This window comes from Leuconostoc litchii (assembly GCF_008107645.1).
In the GTDB taxonomy this organism is placed as follows: Bacteria; Bacillota; Bacilli; order Lactobacillales; family Lactobacillaceae; genus Leuconostoc; species Leuconostoc litchii.
Genome location: NZ_SDGY01000001.1, coordinates 591,630 through 610,503, shown reverse-complemented (window position 1 = coordinate 610,503; position 18,874 = coordinate 591,630). Strand labels below are relative to the sequence as shown.

Sequence of the window (18,874 nt, the reverse complement as noted above, 5' to 3'; positions counted from 1 at the left end):
AGCGCATCGGGTTTTTTGTCCTGAAAAATTCAGGAGGTTAGTATGAATGATTTAACATGGATGCGTCTAGCTGTGCGTGAAGCAGCTAGAGCAATGCCGTATAGGACTTTTGAAAATCCGAGAGTTGGTGCGGTGATTGTCAAAAATGATGAAATTATTGCGAAAGGATATCATGAGGAGTTCGGAAAGGATCATGCTGAAATCAATGCGTTTAAGCAAGTAAAGAATAAATCAGATCTTTTAGGCGCTACATTGTATGTCACGTTGGAACCATGTTCTGTTAAAGGAAAAGTGGGTTCTTGTGCAGAATATATTAAAAATTGGGGATTAAAACGTGTGGTTGTTGGTAATATTGATCCCAACCCCTCAACAAATGGTAAAGGAATTCAAATTTTGAAATCTGCCGGTATTGTAGTGGATGTTTTAAATAGCATAGAAAGTCAAGCACTTAATCCTGCATTTTTTTATTTTTTCACAAGACATATGCCCTATATTCAATTGAAATTAGCGCTGTCTAAAAATGGTCTTGTAACGGGAAAGCTAAAAAAACGTTCAAAGTTAACTGATTTACAAGCAGATATTGATATACACAAAGAACGTGGCGCTAGAAGTGCAATTATGATTGGTAGTGAAACTTTCTTGACAGACAAGCCGATGTTGACAGTTCGACATATTAATATTAGACATCAACAACCTTTGAAAATTATAATTGATCGTCGTGGTCGACTACAAAATAAGGACTTTTGTTTTTCAACGAATTGGATAATATATACCGAAAATGAATATTTTGCAAAAAAACATTCATACGTCAAATTAATGATTGACGGACTAACAGGTATACTAGCTGATTTAGGAAAACAAAATATTCAATCTGTGATGGTAGAAGGGGGGCCAACTTTGATGAATTCATTTTTAGAACAAAATTTGTGGCAAGAAACATTAATTTATATGACTGACAAAACGTTATCTTTTGGCGGATTAAAGGGTATTTCAATGGTACAACAACCAAAAAAAGAGATTCGTGTCGGCAATGCAATTAAAAAAATCTATGCAAATAAGTAAAGGAGTATGTAAAAATGTTTACTGGTATTACGCAAGAAATAGGACAAATTGTTTCGATAAATAAACGTAACGCTAAAGAAATTAATTTAAGAATTATCGCCTCAAAAGATTATTTTTTGAATAGCCACATCGGTGACAGTGTCATGGTAGATGGTATTTGCTTGACAATTAAATATATACACTCAAACTATGCTGATTTTGACATTATGGTACCAACTTTTGAAACAACTATTGTTAAATACTACCAGGTCGGTCAGAAAGTTAATTTGGAAAAAGCGCTCTTAGTGACCAATCACTTTGATGGCCATTTTGTTTTAGGACATGTGGACCAAACTGCCAAGATCATTCAAAAAGACCACATTGAAGAAACTACTTTATTAACTTTTAAACTAAAAAATAATCAACTGATGCCCCAAATAGTTGATAAGGGTTCAGTTACAGTCTCAGGCGTTAGTTTGACAGTTATTCAAACACAAGACAATACATTTCAAGTGGGGTTAATACCGCATACTTTAATGAAAACAACTTTGGGATTACTGGAAGAACACCATTTAGTTAATATAGAAACAGATATTTTAGCGAAGTACTTGATGAAAGGACAGTAAAGATGACAAACAGTGTCGAAAAAGTAAAAAAAGCAGTTGAACAATTAAAAAAAGGTCAGCTTATTATTTTAAGTGATGATCAGAATCGTGAGCATGAAGGAGATTTAGTCGGATTAGGTTCGTTTGTTACAGCTGAAACTATCAATAAAGCTTTGTCAATAGGCAGAGGTGTACTTGCTGTGCCAATCACAAAATCTCGGGCAACGGAACTCGGATTGAAACAGATGACAGAAAATAATTCAGAAAAATTTGGTACAAAATTTACCATTAGTGTTGATTATGTTAGTAGCACAACAGGTGTTTCAGCTTACGAGAGAGCCACAACCATTAAAAATCTGGCCAATTTAAGTACAACAGCTGTTGATTTTGAGTCGCCTGGTCATATTTTTCCGTTAGTTGCTGAAGATGATGGTCTACTAGTTCGACAAGGGCATACTGAGGGTGCCGTTGAATTGGCTAAAATAGCTGGTGTCCCGCCTGTGGCTTACATCATTGAAATTTTATCAGAAGATGGTAACATGGCGCGAGGAAAAGAATTAGTGGATCTGTCGAAAAAATATCATTTTTTTCAGTTGACCATGCAAGATTTAATTAATTATCGAAACGCTCAACTAGAATCTGGTATTGATGAAGGGCCTACCGTGCATTTGCCGACAAAATATGGCGATTTTTATTTAACAGAATTTCAAACAGATGAAAAAGAAACCATTTTACTGATGAAAAGTGATCAATTATCTGATGATTTGCCTTTGCTTAGAGTTCATTCAGCATGCGCCACTGGTGATTTATTTGGTTCAAAGCGTTGTGAATGTGGGTCGCAACTGAAAACAGCGCTCGAAACTATTGCAAAACAAGGTGGTGCTTTGATTTATTTACCACAAGAAGGGCGAGGTATTGGGTTGCACGAAAAGTTAAAAAGTTACGTGCTACAAGAAAATAATTTTGATACATATGATGCAAATATTCATTTGGGACATCTGCCAGATGAACGTAATTATGCACAAGCTGCTACCGTATTAAAAGCGGTAGGTCTGACAAAAGTACGTTTATTAACCAATAATCCCGATAAAGTCCAGTCTTTATTAGATGAGGGCATTGAGGTAGTGGATCGAGTGCCATTGATTACTGGTATTACTGATACAAATAAGCAGTATATGCAAACAAAAAAGAATAAGTTTAATCATCTGTTGTGATTAAGAATAATTGAGGTGGAAAATGATTTATAAAGCTAAGTTAACGAATCAATCGACTAAAAAGATTGCTATTATTGCCAGTAAATTTAACGATTTAGTGGTGAATCATTTAGTAAGTGGTGCACAAGAAAATTTAGAGATGCATGGTATAAGTAAAGAAAATATGGATATATTCTGGGTACCAGGCGCATTAGAAATTCCAATAGTGACTCAAAAAATAGCAGATGCAAAAAAATATGATGGCATTATAACATTAGGCACTGTAATCAAAGGTGCCACTGACCACTACGATCTTGTTATTAATGGTGTTGCTAATGGTATATCACAAGTGAGTCTTAGCACTAATGTACCAATTGTTTTTGGTGTGCTAACAACTGATACATTGGAACAAGCGCAACAAAGATCTGGGGGGAAATCGGGAAATAAAGGGGCTGAAGTTGCTGCCAGCTTATTGGAATTAATTGACATTATTGGTCAGATTGAAATGATAAGATAAATTTTTCTCGTGTATTAGCCAAAGACCATGATTTTCAAACTCTTACTAAAATTCGTTTATAATAGTTATGTTACAATGTAATTAACATACTAAATTAGATAATAATAATTTTTTAATCTCTTTTTATCATATCTTTATAATTGATTTTGTTTTTAGAAAAATAGCTTGATGGCCAACGACGTGCTGTCTAAAGTTACATCTAGTCATACAATGATGTATTTTTATCTATAAAAACAGGTATGGGGTTAGTAAATTTTTCCAAACAAACGACTAAAAAGGAGGATGTTGCATGGAGGCATTTCGAGAGAGTATCAAGAAAACAATTTCATCAAGTCAGGTTGATATTAATCAAGGGTTAACCACTGAACAAGTAAGTAAAAGTCGCGAGCAAAATGGTTCGAACATTTTCACAGCTGAAAAAAAAGCATCATTGTTGAAAAAGATTTTAATTAGTTTAAATGACGTTGCTACTATTATATTGTTAATTGCAGTGGTTATCTCATTTGTGGCGACGTATTTAGAAAATACAGGTAATTATTTTGAAAGTCTGTTGATTATTGGTATTGTTATTATTAATTCTGTTTTATCAATTGTTCAAGAGGGCAAGGCCGAAGATTCATTGGCGGCTTTGCAGAATCTGAATCGCACGCAAGTAAAGGTATTACGCGATGGACAAATAGAACAAATTGATGCAGATGATGTGGTACTTGGGGATTTATTGATTGTGGAAAACGGTAGTGCCATTGCTGCTGATGCTCGATTGATTGAGGCAGTAGAATTGCAAGCTGAAGAATCCGCGTTGACTGGTGAAAGCTTACCAGTTGAAAAAAATGCTAATGCAACTTTTGGCTCTGATGAGGTTGGCCTTGGGGAACGGATCACAATGGTTTATCGTGGGACAAACATTGTTAATGGACATGGTCGAGCTATTGTCTCAGCTGTTGGAATGCAAACGGAAATGGGTAAAATTGCTAGTTTATTGAATAGTGAGTCTAAAGTCCCTTTGACCCCTTTACAACGGCGCTTAGTTCAATTAGGAAAAAATATCTCTTGGGTAGCCATCGGTTCAGCAATTATCGTTCTTGGTTTAGGGATTGCACAAGGTATGGATTTGAAACATATTTTTTTGACTGCTATTTCTTTAGCCGTAGCTGTTGTTCCAGAAACATTGGCGGTCATTGTAACCATGACTTTAGCATTAGGTGTGCAAAAAATAGCACAAAAGCATGCCATTATTCGACGATTACCAGCGGTTGAAACACTTGGTACAACTAACGTTATTGCATCTGATAAAACGGGTACATTAACACAAAACAAAATGACTGTTCGCCAAGTATGGCATAATGAGCAAGACCGTTTAACCACTACTACAGACGGATTAGATGGTGTGGCAAAAGAAGTTCTTTCTTTAGCTGCTATTTCAACTAACGTATCTGGCAAAGATGTCGACGGATATCGGGTGTATGATGGATTGCCAACAGAAATCGCATTAGTACAAGCCATTGAACAAGATACATCACGTGAGTCATTATTAAAAAAGTATCCATTAGTCGAACAAATTCCTTTTAATTCAACTAAAAAACGGATGACAACTGTTCATCGACGACCAGAAGGTGGTTATATAGCAATTACAAAAGGGGCATTTGATGTCTTGTTACCCATGGTTAGGCATGGAAACAAAGAAAAAGCAGAGAAGATTAATAAATATTTTGGAGAACAAGCGTTGCGTGTCTTGACGATAACTAAAAGACTTTTTGATGTGATGCCTGAAAACCCAACACAAGAATTTTATGAGCGAGATTTAATGTTAGTTGGTTTAGTTGGAATCATTGATCCACCACGTCCTGAATCAGCATCAGCTGTTGAGCAGGCAAAAATTGCAGGTGTTCGAACAATCATGATTACTGGAGATCATGTCGAAACAGCTAGTGCGATAGCTCGTGAAATTGGTATCCTAAGGCCAAAAGATCAAACAATTACGGGTTCTGAATTAGCAAAATTATCAGATCAGGAGTTAGATGAAAATGTACAAAATTATAGTGTTTATGCGCGCGTAACACCTACTGACAAAATTAGAATTATCAAGTCATGGCAACGTCAAGAAGCAACTATTGCCATGACTGGGGACGGTGTTAATGATGCACCAGCTTTGAAAGCAGCTGATGTCGGTATTTCGATGGGTGAGACTGGAACTGACGTGGCGCGTGAGGCGTCAGATATTATTTTAACGGATGACAATTTTGCGACAATTATTAATGCTATCTCTGAAGGACGAGGTGTCTATGTCAAAGTTAGAAAAACAATTAACTTCTTATTAAGTGCGAATATATCGGAGTTACTAGTTATTTTAATTGCAATGATACTGGGCTGGGGATCACCATTGTTACCGGTGCACTTATTGTTCATTAACTTAGTAGCCGACGGTTTGCCAGGATTTGCTTTAAGTCGCGAACCAATGTTAGCAGATGTAATGAAAAAAACACCCATGCCTAAAAAAACGAGATTGTTTGCACAAGGGCTTGATCGACAAATTGGATTAAATGCTGCTTTGTTTGCTATCGTTACTTTAGTAGCAATCTGGATTGGACAAAATATTAGTTTTGGTGGGTTACAAACTAGTGAGCAAATCGGTCAAACAATGGCATTCACGCTATTATCTTTGACTTCTATTTTCCATGTATTCAATATTCGATCAGAGAAAACTCTCTTTTCTGTCAGTTATCGTGCTAACCCATCGCTAGTAAATATGGCAGTGTTAGCAACCATTATTACGCTAGTAATTGCTTTGGTGCCGTTCACGCAATCAATGTTTGGTTTAACAGCATTGTCATTTAGTCATTGGATGATTATTATTGTATTATCGTTAGCACCAACAATTGTTATTGAAATTTTAAAACAGATTCGACCAACTTTATTTAAAGTATAATAAAAAACTTTGTCGCTAATGACAAAGTTTTTTTACTGTTGATAAGATTTACACAATTTTTTTAACGTGCTCTTTTTGAAACATAGTTTGATAGATAAGTACAACCACCGTTAATATAATTAAAAGCCAAAAGAGTGTCAAAAATGGGCCAACGTGTGTTGTTAGAGAATTCATATTTCCAAGGCCTTTTAAAAAAAATGGAGTGGAGAACGACCCTAAGTTTGCCCCTATCAATAGGGTAGAATTGGCTAAAGTTTCTGACCCTTTTGGGGCAATAGTGCTGACCAACGAAAAGATATATGAGCCAACGAGCGGATACGACATACCGCAAATAATAGCACCAATTGTTACACCGAAGACACTATGAATGTAAACTATAATTAGTGAGCCAATAGCCATAAATAAAATACCAAGTGGTAAAACAAATTGTTTAATAAAACTAAATATTTTCCCAAATAATATTCCCGTAATCATGCCCATCAAAGTATTGGCTGAGATAATTAAACTGGAAATTGCACTTGACTTTGATAAATCAGTCACAATAATATTGGGTACCTGAATGATTACAGCAGTGCTGGAAGCAACTATAAAAGTAAGGAGTATCGTCATGATAATGACAGGTAAGTTAATACGCTGTTTATTATCGCTGTCACTATGTATCATTTGTGGTTCAGGAACCACTTTTAAGAAAAATACTAATAATGGAAAAGCTAAAAGATAAATTAAAAACGACACATGCCAATTAATTAAAACTAGGAAACCAACTAGTATGTTAAGAATGGACACACCAATCTGTTCGGTAGCAGAACGAAAACCTAACATCTGAGAACGCATAGGATCTTCATAGAATAGATCTATAATTGTGATTGCTAATGAATTAAATAATCCGATACCAGCTCCTACAATCAACCTAGAAATAAGGATGAGGATAAAACTGTGTGAGAAAAAAGGGAATACCCCAGCAACGCCGGTTAGCATTAAACCAATAGTAATCGTTTTTTTGATACCTAATTTTTTCGAAATAATACCCGAAAAAAGTAGTGTAATCATAACCGAAAACTGTTGTATGGTAGCAATCATATCGATTTGAGCAACCGATATATTTGGAAAACTTTTAGCTATTTCAGGCAGTGCCGAAGAAATAGCTGTTCCCGTCGTTATCATAACAGAAACTGATAGAACGGCCAAAATAAAAATCTTCGAATGAGAATCTTTCTGACTCAAAATAACACCTTCTTTTTTGTTCGGAGTTTAATTATTTTGTTAATAAATAAACTTTACTTTCGTAGGGACGTAATATTGTGCCTTGATCTTCTGCGTAATTACTAATAAGTAACTGCTTATTAGTATTTTGATTGTAGTTACGGATAACTGTTTGATCCGTGAAATTATTGATAACAAGTAATGCTTGCCCATTATAGTGGCGGCGATAAGTATAAACTTGCTCATCATCAGTATCTACGGATTCAAAACTTCCGTAGCGAATGATTTCAAAATCATGACGCAATTGGATTAACTTTTGATAATAGTGAAATACAGATTTATTATCGGCTAATGCGTTTTCAGCATTAATTTCAGGGTAGTTTACATTTGGTGCGTACCAAGGAGATACTTCTGAAAATCCAGCGTTGGGTTTATCAGCCCATTGCATAGGGGTTCTAGCATTATCTCGTGACATAGTGTCTAGATATCTCAACATGGTATGACTATCAATAATATTCTTTTCATTAACAAATTCTTGATAGAAATTAATAGACTCAATATCTTCATATTGGCTGATTTCTTCAAAATGCCCATTAGTCATACCAAGCTCTTCGCCTTGGTATATATAAGGAGTTCCTTGTAACAAGTGAAGTACTGTAGCTAGCATTTTGGCTGATACTTCACGAAATTCTGAAGAGTCATTTCCAAATCTTGATACGGCTCTTGGTTGATCATGATTGTTCCAATAAAGGCTATTCCAACCTTTGCCATCTAATTCAGATTGCCAACGATTTAATGATACTTTCAGATCGTTTAATTTGACAGGAGCATCATTCCACTTACCAAATCTTACGTCAGGATTTGAACTTAGAGAAACATGTTCAAATTGAAAAACCATATTTAGTTCGTGACTGTCTAAACCGGTATATTTAATAGCATCCTCAGGTGTTGTACCAGGCATCTCACCAACGGTGATAGTATCATATTTGGATAATACGTCATCATTCATTTGTCTTAAAAATTCATTTAGCCGATGACCATCAGCCACAAAATCCATCGTTGTACCGGACGTTACAGGAGAGGGTACATCTGGCAACCCTTCAGGTTTTGATATTAAATTAATAACATCCATTCGGAATCCATCAACACCTTTATCTAACCAAAAATGCTCAATGTCAAAGACTGCCTCACGAACACTTGGGTTTTCCCAGTTCAAATCTGGTTGTGCTTCAGCAAACATATGCAAGTAATATTGTTTGCGTTCAGGAACATATGTCCAAGCTGAACCACCGAATGCTGCTAGCCAATTATTTGGTTCATGACCGTCAACTGGATCTCTCCAAATATAATAATCAGCATATTGGTTGTCTCTACTTGTACGGCTTTCTTTGAACCATTCATGTTGATTAGATGTGTGATTGACAACCAAATCCATCATAATTTTAAGATCTAGCTGGTGCGCTTGTTGTAACAAATTATCAAAATCTTTCATTGTGCCATAGATAGGGTTGATATTTTTGTAGTCTGAAATATCATAGCCATTATCCTTGTTAGGTGAAGCGTATATTGGATTAAGCCAAATGACATCTACACCTAAATGATGAATATAAGATAGGCGTTGTTTAATACCATTTAAATCACCGATACCATCATCATTACTATCTTGAAAACTCATAGGATATACTTGATAAACTACTGAGTCTTTAAACCATTGCTTAGCCATTAAAAAATTCTCCTTTTATATTTATGAATATAGAATACCATTTTGCGTAAACGTTTACAATGCCTTTAAATAAACTAGGTAAACGTTTACGCAAATTACAACTTGAAACAGCAGTAATTATTAAAAATATAAGAATTTATTCAATTTTTGTGATTATAAGCCTTTACGATATAATTAAGTAAAGTTAATCAATTAATCAATGGGGTTACCATGACAGCAAGTATTAATAATGTTTGTAAAATAGTAGGTGTACTAAAATATAGGGTTGCCTAATCTAGGAATCAACATTTTCATTGTTTGTCAAAGAGTTGAAGGTATATGTTTGTTATAGGTATCCTTAATCCGGCTCAAAAATTAAATGTTGATGTGTCTTTTAAGTTAGAATAATATAAAAGTACGTGATTTTTTCAGTAGTAACATGAATGGCAAATACTAATTATATTGCTTAGACTCAAATAAGCATGTAAAGGATAAAGATGATGAAGTATAAGATTTTTATTGTAGAAGATAACCAAGAGATTGTTAATTTGCTTATGAAAGGACTTACAGGTTGGGGGTTAATAGCAGATAAATGTAACAAACTTAATTGTGTTAACCAAGAGATAGAAAACTACTCACCGCATCTAATAATTATGGATATTAATTTGCCATACTATAATGGTTTTTATTGGACACAAAAAATTCGGCAAAAAAGCTCAGTGCCAATTATTTTCTTATCTAGTCGTAATGAAGAAACTGATATGATTATGGCGATGAATTTTGGTGCGGATGATTATATTACTAAACCATTTAATATTGATTTGCTAATCGTCAAAATTAATGCACTTTTACGTCGTGAATATAGTTTTGGATCTGAAAAAACTGTGTTATCGTTTCAAAACTACAAACTTAGTGTTGTTGATGACTTAATACTATATGAAAATCAGCAAATTATTCTTTCAAAAAATGAGATGAAACTTTTATATCTGTTATTTCAGCATCCAGGGCAAGTCGTTAATAAGGAGGATATTATGGCTGCACTATGGGATGATGAAATATTTGTTGATAGGAATACGCTTTCTGTTACGCTAGCTCGGTTAAGAAATAAATTAACTGATATAGGCTTTGCGCAATATTTACAAACTGTAAAAGGGAAAGGCATTATGCTTAATGGTTAAAAAAATAGCTATTTTAGTGTGGCAGTTCTTAGCTGATTTTTGGTATATATATCTTATGTATCTATCAATTTTTGCTTTATTGTTTTGGAGCGCGACAATGCGTTCGTTAAATTTGAGCATAGTTATTGATACTTTTTTTGGTAGCTGTTACATACTGTCTATTATCACGAGCATATTATTTTGGAAATGGTATCGAGAAGATAAAAAGCTTAGTGTATTACTGATTGAAAAAAATATGGTATCTATGCCTGAAATTAAAGCAATGACTAGCCATGGAAAAAAGTATCAAACATTGATAAAAAAGCAACAGTCAGCGCAAGAAGTGCTCCAATACAAACTAAATGAAAATATCCAAGATATGCAGGATTATTATGCAATGTGGGCACATCAAATCAAAGTACCGTTGTCAGTTTTAGATTTAATGAATCAAACGGGCACTGTAGATAAGTATGAAACAGGAAATCAACTGTTAGTCATTAATCAATATTTAGATATGATGTTACAATTTATTCGTTTAAAAAACTTCAATCAAGACTTGACTTATCAAAAAATAAGCATCCAAGCAACACTAAGGTCAGTGATTAAAGATTATAAATATTGGTTTATCCATAAAAATTTGTCTATTTGTTTGAATGAAAATGATTTTATAGTGGTTAGTGATCCAAAATGGCTTCACTTTGTATTTGAACAAATTATTTTTAACGCGATTAAGTATACACCGAATGGAAAAATAAATATTATTTGTGAAGAAAACGGACGAGTGATTATCCAAGACACAGGAATTGGCATTGCTTCTAGTGATCTTCCTTTAATATTTAACCAAGGTTATACAGGGTTTAATGGCAGAATTAATAGCAATTCTAGTGGACTAGGTTTGTATATGGTGAAAACCATTTTAAATAGTTTAGGACACGACATACAAATTAGTTCACAAATAAACGTTGGTACAAAGGTAATCATTGACTTTGAACAAACAGAAATTAAATAAACCTTACTAATTTGTAAGGTTAGAGAGGCGATGTGTAAGGTTCATCGTCTCTTTTTTAATTTAAAATAGAATTATATTATATGACACAGGAGATAAAACTTTATGACACTACTTAAAGTTGAACATTTAAGAAAAGAGTATCGCAGTAGGATAAAAAATAATACTGTAACTGCATTGAGCGACGTAAATTTTGAAGTAGAAGAGGGAGAGTTTATTGCAATCATGGGAGAATCAGGATCTGGAAAATCTACTTTGTTAAATTGCATTGCCACGTTAGATAATCCTACTGCTGGTATGATTTCGTTAAACGATCAAGATTTAACGAAGCTTTCGGATAAATTATTAGCCCGATATCGTCGTGATCATCTTGGGTTTGTCTTTCAAGATTTTAATTTATTAGATACGATGTCTATTACAGATAATATTTATTTACCTTTGATACTAGCTAAAAATACTATAGGGAAGGAGAATAAATTGAATCATCTGTCTAAGCAGTTAGGTATAGAAAGTTTATTGAATAAGTATCCCTATGAACTATCTGGTGGTCAAAAACAAAGGGTTGCCATTGCACGAGCATTGATTACTAATCCAGATATTCTATTAGCAGATGAACCCACAGGTGCACTAGATTCTAAAAATTCATCTGAAATTTTGTCAATTTTTAGCCAATATAATGAACAAAGGCAAACGATACTGATGGTAACACATTCATCATTAGCAGCTAGTCATGCGCAGCGTGTGCTTTTCATTAAAGATGGGAAGGTATTTCATCAGGTTTATCGAGGAAATAAGACTGAGCAAGAAATGTTATTAACTATTAACGATGCCATGACTAATTTATTAGGAGGAATTGCCTAATATGTTGTATTGGAAGTTGGCTTGGCAATCAATTGTCAAAAATAAACTAGAGTATTTACCTTTTATTCTAGCTGGTAGTGCGGCAGTGGCCTTAAATCTAATTATTCAGTTATTAATTTATTCTAAAGGAGTGAAAGATTTAATAGCTAGTGTTTCAGTCATTGAAATGCTTAGTTTTGGCCAAGTAGTCATTTGCATTTTATCAATAATCTTTTTGATATATACTTATAGTTTTCTTAGTAAAAGAAAACAGACTGAATTTGGGTTGTTTAACGTTTTGGGCATGCAAAAAATGGATTTAATTAAAATTAGCTGGCGACAGCAGTTGATTTCATTTGTGCTGATTACTGTTTTAGGTATCATTAGCGGATTAGTATTTAGTAAAGTATTAATTTTACTATTCATGAAGTTAGTTGGTGGAAACAATTTTGGTTTAAATATATCAGGATTACCAATACTATTTGTTACTATATTTTTTTCTGTTTGCTTTTTATGTTTGCTTGTAAAAGATGTATTTTCAATTATTAGAATGAAAACTATTTCACTTTTACATGCAACTAAGAAAGGTGATTCAGAGCCTAAAAATCATTGGTTTTTATTTATACTAGGAATCGGGTTATTAGCTGGGGGCTATTACATATCGTTGACTGTTACTTCACCATTAAAAGCGATTACACAGTTCTTTATAGCAGTATTGCTAGTTGTCTGTGCAACTTATTTACTCTTTATCGTAGCATCAACGATTGTTTTAAAGTTAATGAAACAAAACAAAGCATACTATTACCAAACAAATCATTTTATAACTGTTTCAAATATGCTTTTTAGAATGAAACAGAATGCCACCGGTTTAGCTAGTGTTTCCTTACTAACAACAATGGCTCTAGTGGTTGTTGTGACAACAGTTTCTATGTTTATTGGTCAAGAAGATTACGTAAATCAACAGTTTCCACGTGCTGTGATTTTGAAAAAAACAAATCATCAAAAAAATTCAGTGCAAACAGTTCATCAGTTAGCGGACAAGCACCATATCAAAATTAAAAATAGCTATTCGCTAGAAATAAGTTCAGAAATTGCTGGTTACTTGACAGAAAATCATAAAATTCAGCCATTAACAGATAGTTCAGCAACTAGTGCAGACGGCCTATCAGAGATTCAATTTATGACAAGCAAACAGTTCGCAAAATTGACACCGAGCTATCAAAAATTAAAAACCAATGAAGTATACATCTATGATCGCCAAGGTACTTTTAAAGAGCCTATGATTACCTTTTTGAATAAGACGTATCATGTGAAAAAGATTTTAAAAAGAATTAATGGCATTCCGAGTGAACAACCAAATATGACACATTCTATGGTAATTGTGGTACCTTCAAAAAATGTTACCAATGCAATGGGTGATATTTTTAATGATTTAGGTGATAGGAAACAAGCAATTACATATCAAAATCAATTATTATTTAATGTTTTTGGAAATTCAAAAAATAGAAAAGCTTTTCTAAAAGATTTGTCTCAACTACCAAATACGACAGTTACGGATAAATTTTCAACAATGAATGCATTGAAAGAGTTTTATGGTGGGTTCTTCTTTATTGGTATCATATTCTCTATTAGTTTTGTCATGGCTACTGGATTGATCATTTATTATAAGCAAATTTCTGAAGGACGAGCAGATCAGCAGCAATTTGACATTTTACAAAAGGTGGGAATGTCAAATGATGAAGTGAAACGAACGGTTAATTCTCAAATTATTTGGATATTTGGTCTACCAATTATTATTGCTGTAATGCATCTGTGCTTTGCTATGCCAATGATTCATAAGATTTTACAATTGTTTGGTATTATTATTGGTCCGATGGTTTATATCACAACATTCATAACAATTATCTCGATGATTGTTATTTACTATCTAATATATCTCAGAACATCGAAAACCTATTATCTGCAAGTGTCCAGAAAAATATCTTAATGAATATAGTTTGGCTTCAATTTGATAAATAAATTCATGAAACATTGTGATAATTATGATAGAATTTAAAATATTCTATCAGTTCAAGAGGGGATTTTATGACTATTTATTTTAGAGTTGATATTGAGCCCAATCTTAGTTTAGCTTTGACAGAATTAAATCATGCTAAAGACATTTTTGAATTATTAGATACTGACCGAGAAAATATTGGACAGTTTCTTGATTTTGTACCTGCTACAAAGATTGAGGGTGACGAATTAAACTACATCAAGAAAAAAATACATGGCGTTGCGCAAGAAACCGATAGTTTATTTTCTATTGTTAAAAATGAGCAAATTGTAGGTGTCATTGACTTACACTTTATTGATATGAAAAACAAGAAGGCTGAAATTGGCTATTGGTTACATTCAAAATATCAGCATCAAGGTATTATGACAAAAGCTGTTCGTAAAGTTTGCGAATATGCTTTTGACAATCTTGGATTAAACAAATTATCAATATTTGCTGATGTGAAAAATATCGGTAGTAATTTAGTTGCAAAACATGCGGAATTTTCATTTGTGACGATACACAAAGAATATTATTTTCATGGAGAACAATTTTGTGATATGAATGAGTATAGCCTGTTAAAACGTCATTTTAGGAAATGAGGTGGTCAATATATTATTATGAAACACTAGAACAGCAATATGAGGGTTGCTGCTATATAATGATGTTAGTAATTCATAATAGAAAGGATATTGTAAACATGTCATATAATCAAAAAACTGTTGATAAGGCCTTAAAGTTAGGACTTGGTACCAATAAAGTTGGTGGACACAACCTATTTCAAAATTTGGACGATAAGAATGGTTATGAAATCATTCGTCAAGCGTTAGATTCTAACATTAAAATGTTAGATACAGCTTTTATGTACGGCCTTGGTCGATCAGAAGAAATTATCGGGGAAGTCATTAAAGATCACCCGCGTTCTGATTTTAAAATCGCAACCAAAGCTGCTCAGGATATTAACCATGATTTAAAGCCTAATAATAGTCCTGAATTTTTGAAAAAAGCAGTTGATGAGGCTTTAGAAAGATTGCATACAGATTATATTGATATTTTTTATATTCACTTCCCAGATGAACATACACCAAAGGACGAAGCTGTTGCTGCACTGAATGAACTGAAAGACGCAGGGAAAATTAGGGCTATAGGTGTGTCTAACTTCAATTTGGAACAACTTAAAGAAGCTAATAAAAATGGACAAGTCGACTATGTTGAAGATCACTATAGCCTTGTTCATCGAGAAACTGAAAGAACATTGTGGCCATATTTAAAAGAGCATGATATTGCTTTTGTACCATATTTTCCTTTAGCTTCTGGATTATTGAGTGGTAAATATGATATAGAAGATGCACCAAAGTTTAATCAGTTCACAAAGGCAGCGTTTGAAAATATTATTTCTTCCCTGAAATTAGTTGGCCAAATTGCTGACAATCATAATGCTACTGTAACGCAAACTATTTTAGCTTGGTATATTGCCAATCCTAATATCAGTACAGTTATTCCAGGTGCACGTGATGCTAAGCAAGTGATTAATATCGCCTCTAGTTTGGATATTGATTTATCAGATACAGAATATCAACAGATTGACACAGCTTTTGAAAATTTTTAAGTTAATGCGACATTATATTTTTATAAAAAAACAAGTTACTTAGCTGACTTGTTTTTTTATCGTCTATTTATATTAGTTAACTTTGATATTTGTTATTTTCGGATAGCAATTAAAAGCACAGGTTACAAAAGTAATTGAGTAGTTAAAGAGCAACGAATATAGAGAGTTTTTATCATCTGATTTATAAAAAAATAATTTTATTTATTGAAAAATAAGATTTTAAATGACTTTTATTTGTAAATTTAAAGTTGATTATTTAAAATATTAACTTTTAATAATAATTATGCTAGTATGTTAATATTATGTAATTGTTTTTGTAATTTATTTAGAGAATTAGAGGCCCATTATGTTTTTATCCAATCAACAATTAACTGATTTTTGGGATGGTGTTAAATCTTCTTTGCCGACAATGTTAGGATACATTAGTATCGGTGCGGCATTTGGAACGATTGCTGGTGCACAGCACTTTACCGCTTGGCAAGTTTTCTTGTTGGGTGGTGTCCTTTATGCTGGTTCGGCGCAGTTTATTGTTGTTAGTATGTTAGTTACTCAATCCTCAATTAGTAACATTATTTTGATGGTATTCTTGGTTAATTTTAGGATGTTTTTGCAGTCACTAACAGTTACCCGAGTTTTCCCAAATCAGTCAACATTGTCGAGTTTGTTAATGGGAAGCTTAGTGACTGATGAATCATTTGGTATTTTGTCTGTTAATATTGCTGCCGACAAGCAAAGATCTGTTATGTGGATGCATGGGTTAAACATTTCTTCTTGGCTAACTTGGTGGCTTTCATGTGTTATTTTTTCAGTAGTAGGGAAAGGGATTACTAATCCAGCTGCCTATGGATTGGATTTTGCATTACCAGCTATGTTTGCTGGATTATGGTTATTGACTAGTATCTCAATGTTTCAAAATCCAAAAGAAGACAAGCTTAAAATATGGTCGATTATTATTGTTTCTATTATTTTATTGTACTTGTTAATGTGTTTTTTCAGTGGGGCAGTAGCAGTATTAGTCGCTTCCATTACAGCTAGTTTGTACGGTGTATTGATCCATCAGAGGAGTAAGAAACTAAGATGAATGATAACTATTTTTATATCGTTCTTGTGGGATGTGTTATAGTAACATTTTTACCCAGAATTCTACCATTTTTGATAGCGAAGTATATTATTTTTCCAGAATGGATGACAACTTTTTTAAGGTATTTACCATTAACAATGATGACAACACTGATGTTTCAAAATATATTTGTGAGGAATGAAAATACGTATTTAGTGACGATAGATTTCGTCTCTTTAATGGCTTTAGTTCCAGGATTGATGATAGGTTACTTTAGGCGGTCATTGATGCTCGTGGTGCTGTCAAGTGTTGTGGTAATGGCAGTAATTCGCTACTTCAACATATAAATTATATTTTATATACATATATGAGTTTGGTGTTCCAGTACGTATTTTTTTGGTACAGCACAAACCTATTATCGATGTATTTAATTAGGTAAGATATTGAATCAATAGTTTTGACCAATAGTAATGGATTATTTACATGGAGGAAAGATACTATGGACATAATTCATAATGCAATTACACTAAATGTGTTGGTAGAAATTGACTATCATACAATGAATATCAACTAATCATAAGATATTTATACACTACAACATCTGTCAGACCGACGTTATTTCAGAAGATATGACGTCAATGCCATATTATGGCTAAAAAACACATTAAAAAAAAGCTCTTATCTTTGAAGGGAGCTTTTTTTAATATTCTTCTTTAAAAAATGTGCACTGATACGATTAAATATTTTAGGTGAATAAGCATCATTTAACCATTCTGCAACATTGTAAGCGTTGTTTATTTTTTTGTCATCATTTAGATAAATTCCAGTTAAAAATAATTTAAAAAGTTGTTGATTAGCATCAAAACAAAAATTATCATCCTCTATTTTCTGTAGAAGAAAGGATGAAATATTATCCTGCTGCTGAATAATACTAGTTTCCAAGTATTTGATAACAATACTATTAACAATATCTGGATATATTGTTGTATTTTTATCAACGTTATATTGCTCCAAAATATCTAAAAAATATGATTTTATTTTTTTAGCGGGCAGCATGTTAATAATGGATTCGAATAAATAAACATCATATGTGTGCCAATTAACAATTTCATCAAAATATGAAAATAACGTATGCTGATCGATACTATTAGCTATTTTAAACGAATTGTGATAGAGCGTAGATTTAATCATTAGTAAACGATGTTTCGTCTTGAGATTCAAAGGTGACTGATTTGTAATTTGATTATAAAGCATATGGATTTCAGCAGTATTTTCCGTTTTATATAAAAAATCGAGTTTGCATTTATATGCAGTAATATTTTCAAACGTACCAAAAGAATTTGAAAAATATTCGTCGAATGTAAGTTCTAACTCTCGACATAGTGTGAAAATCGTTTGCGCATTGGGTAATATTTGTCCATTTTCTATTCTTGAAACCATAGCTTGGGATCCAATAGCATTTCCTAATTGCACTTGTGATATGTGTCTTAGCTTTCTCTGTTCTTTAATTATGCTGCTGTCAGTATCTCTCATTTTGTAACATCTCGTTTCCTTTGATTTTCAGTTTATTAAATTAAAAAATAGCATGACATGCGATGGATTTTTAAATTATTCAATATTGAATATACTATTATGCATAAAACGGAGATGGCATGCATAAGACTTATAGAATGAAATGGTAAAGGTTTAACATCTTTATAATTATTTTTCAGGAAAAATGAGAATAGAGGATATTATTTCATGAGAGACAAGAGAATGGTATGCGATCGAAAGAAACTCTATAAGGCTGGCAAAATGTTAGTAACAGCAGGAATTTTTTCAATTGCTATGTTTAGCGGTTCGGCCCTAACCGTAAGAGCGGATACGCTGAATGGCACACAAAAATCTGGGGATGCGACGATAAAAATCACCACAGTAGATTCGCTAGCAGACACAGTGGCTACAACAGATAAAGTAGTGAATGCTGATAGCACAACAGAC

Annotated in this window: 17 protein-coding genes; 14 read left to right on the top strand and 3 right to left on the bottom strand. The window is 33.1% G+C overall.

Annotation, left to right across the window (positions count from 1 at the left end):
- Window positions 1–42 precede the first annotated feature (42 nt).
- The 5 genes from ribD (at window position 43) to ESZ47_RS03050 (ending at window position 6,282) form a co-directional block, all read left to right on the top strand.
- Window positions 43–1,062 (top strand): bifunctional diaminohydroxyphosphoribosylaminopyrimidine deaminase/5-amino-6-(5-phosphoribosylamino)uracil reductase RibD, encoded by a 1,020-nt coding sequence (gene ribD / locus ESZ47_RS03070; protein WP_148604634.1) that lies wholly within the window; start codon window positions 43–45, stop codon window positions 1,060–1,062.
- A gap of 14 nt (window positions 1,063–1,076) precedes the next feature.
- Window positions 1,077–1,667, top strand: a complete 591-nt coding sequence (locus ESZ47_RS03065) for a riboflavin synthase (RefSeq protein WP_148604632.1) — start codon at window positions 1,077–1,079, stop codon at window positions 1,665–1,667.
- Window positions 1,668–1,669: 2 nt separating this feature from the next.
- Entirely contained in the window at window positions 1,670–2,860 is a 1,191-nt protein-coding gene (gene ribB, locus ESZ47_RS03060) for a 3,4-dihydroxy-2-butanone-4-phosphate synthase (RefSeq protein ID WP_148604630.1), read from the top strand.
- A gap of 22 nt (window positions 2,861–2,882) precedes the next feature.
- Entirely contained in the window at window positions 2,883–3,356 is a 474-nt protein-coding gene (gene ribH / locus ESZ47_RS03055) for a 6,7-dimethyl-8-ribityllumazine synthase (protein WP_148604628.1), read from the top strand.
- A 289-nt stretch (window positions 3,357–3,645) separates the two neighbouring features.
- Window positions 3,646–6,282 carry a cation-translocating P-type ATPase gene (locus ESZ47_RS03050; RefSeq protein ID WP_148604626.1) on the top strand — a complete coding sequence of 879 codons (2,637 nt, stop codon included), beginning with the start codon at window positions 3,646–3,648 and terminating at the stop codon, window positions 6,280–6,282.
- Window positions 6,283–6,330: 48 nt separating this feature from the next.
- On the opposite strand, the gene ESZ47_RS03045 is transcribed toward ESZ47_RS03050, so the two are convergent.
- Together ESZ47_RS03045 and ESZ47_RS03040 are read right to left on the bottom strand one after the other, a co-directional pair.
- Window positions 6,331–7,506: an MFS transporter gene (locus ESZ47_RS03045; RefSeq protein WP_148604624.1), complete on the bottom strand. Its 1,176-nt coding sequence runs from the start codon at window positions 7,504–7,506 to the stop codon at window positions 6,331–6,333.
- A gap of 31 nt (window positions 7,507–7,537) precedes the next feature.
- On the bottom strand, window positions 7,538–9,208 hold the full coding sequence (locus tag ESZ47_RS03040; protein WP_148604622.1) for a glycoside hydrolase family 13 protein: 1,671 nt from the start codon (window positions 9,206–9,208) through the stop codon (window positions 7,538–7,540).
- 479 nt (window positions 9,209–9,687) lie between these two features.
- Between ESZ47_RS03040 and ESZ47_RS03035 the strand changes: the two genes are divergently transcribed.
- From ESZ47_RS03035 to ESZ47_RS03000, 8 genes are all read left to right on the top strand, one after another.
- Window positions 9,688–10,365 carry a response regulator transcription factor gene (locus tag ESZ47_RS03035; RefSeq protein WP_148604620.1) on the top strand — a complete coding sequence of 226 codons (678 nt, stop codon included), beginning with the start codon at window positions 9,688–9,690 and terminating at the stop codon, window positions 10,363–10,365.
- Window positions 10,358–11,353 carry a sensor histidine kinase gene (locus tag ESZ47_RS03030; protein ID WP_148604618.1) on the top strand — a complete coding sequence of 332 codons (996 nt, stop codon included), beginning with the start codon at window positions 10,358–10,360 and terminating at the stop codon, window positions 11,351–11,353. Before ESZ47_RS03035 ends, ESZ47_RS03030 begins: the two co-directional genes overlap by 8 nt.
- Before the next feature lie 102 nt (window positions 11,354–11,455).
- Window positions 11,456–12,211: an ABC transporter ATP-binding protein gene (locus ESZ47_RS03025; protein ID WP_148604616.1), complete on the top strand. Its 756-nt coding sequence runs from the start codon at window positions 11,456–11,458 to the stop codon at window positions 12,209–12,211.
- Window position 12,212: 1 nt separating this feature from the next.
- Complete coding sequence (locus tag ESZ47_RS03020; RefSeq protein WP_148604614.1) at window positions 12,213–14,177, top strand: FtsX-like permease family protein; 1,965 nt, start codon at window positions 12,213–12,215, stop codon at window positions 14,175–14,177.
- Window positions 14,178–14,275: 98 nt separating this feature from the next.
- The gene (locus tag ESZ47_RS03015) at window positions 14,276–14,827 is read left to right on the top strand and encodes a GNAT family N-acetyltransferase (RefSeq protein ID WP_148604613.1); all 552 of its coding nucleotides are present in this window, start codon (window positions 14,276–14,278) and stop codon (window positions 14,825–14,827) included.
- A gap of 98 nt (window positions 14,828–14,925) precedes the next feature.
- A complete protein-coding gene (locus ESZ47_RS03010; protein WP_148604612.1) occupies window positions 14,926–15,834 on the top strand; it encodes an aldo/keto reductase in 909 nt (302 codons plus the stop codon).
- A gap of 346 nt (window positions 15,835–16,180) precedes the next feature.
- A complete protein-coding gene (locus ESZ47_RS03005; RefSeq protein WP_148604610.1) occupies window positions 16,181–16,915 on the top strand; it encodes an AzlC family ABC transporter permease in 735 nt (244 codons plus the stop codon).
- Window positions 16,912–17,241 (top strand): AzlD domain-containing protein, encoded by a 330-nt coding sequence (locus tag ESZ47_RS03000; RefSeq protein ID WP_148604608.1) that lies wholly within the window; start codon window positions 16,912–16,914, stop codon window positions 17,239–17,241. The genes ESZ47_RS03005 and ESZ47_RS03000 overlap by 4 nt, the downstream gene beginning before the upstream one ends.
- Before the next feature lie 331 nt (window positions 17,242–17,572).
- On the opposite strand, the gene ESZ47_RS02995 is transcribed toward ESZ47_RS03000, so the two are convergent.
- The gene (locus tag ESZ47_RS02995) at window positions 17,573–18,427 is read right to left on the bottom strand and encodes a helix-turn-helix domain-containing protein (RefSeq protein WP_148604606.1); all 855 of its coding nucleotides are present in this window, start codon (window positions 18,425–18,427) and stop codon (window positions 17,573–17,575) included.
- 207 nt (window positions 18,428–18,634) lie between these two features.
- Here ESZ47_RS02995 and ESZ47_RS09520 point away from each other — a divergent pair.
- A partial coding sequence (locus ESZ47_RS09520) for a KxYKxGKxW signal peptide domain-containing protein (RefSeq protein WP_244307553.1) occupies window positions 18,635–18,874 on the top strand: 240 nt, incomplete at its 3' end.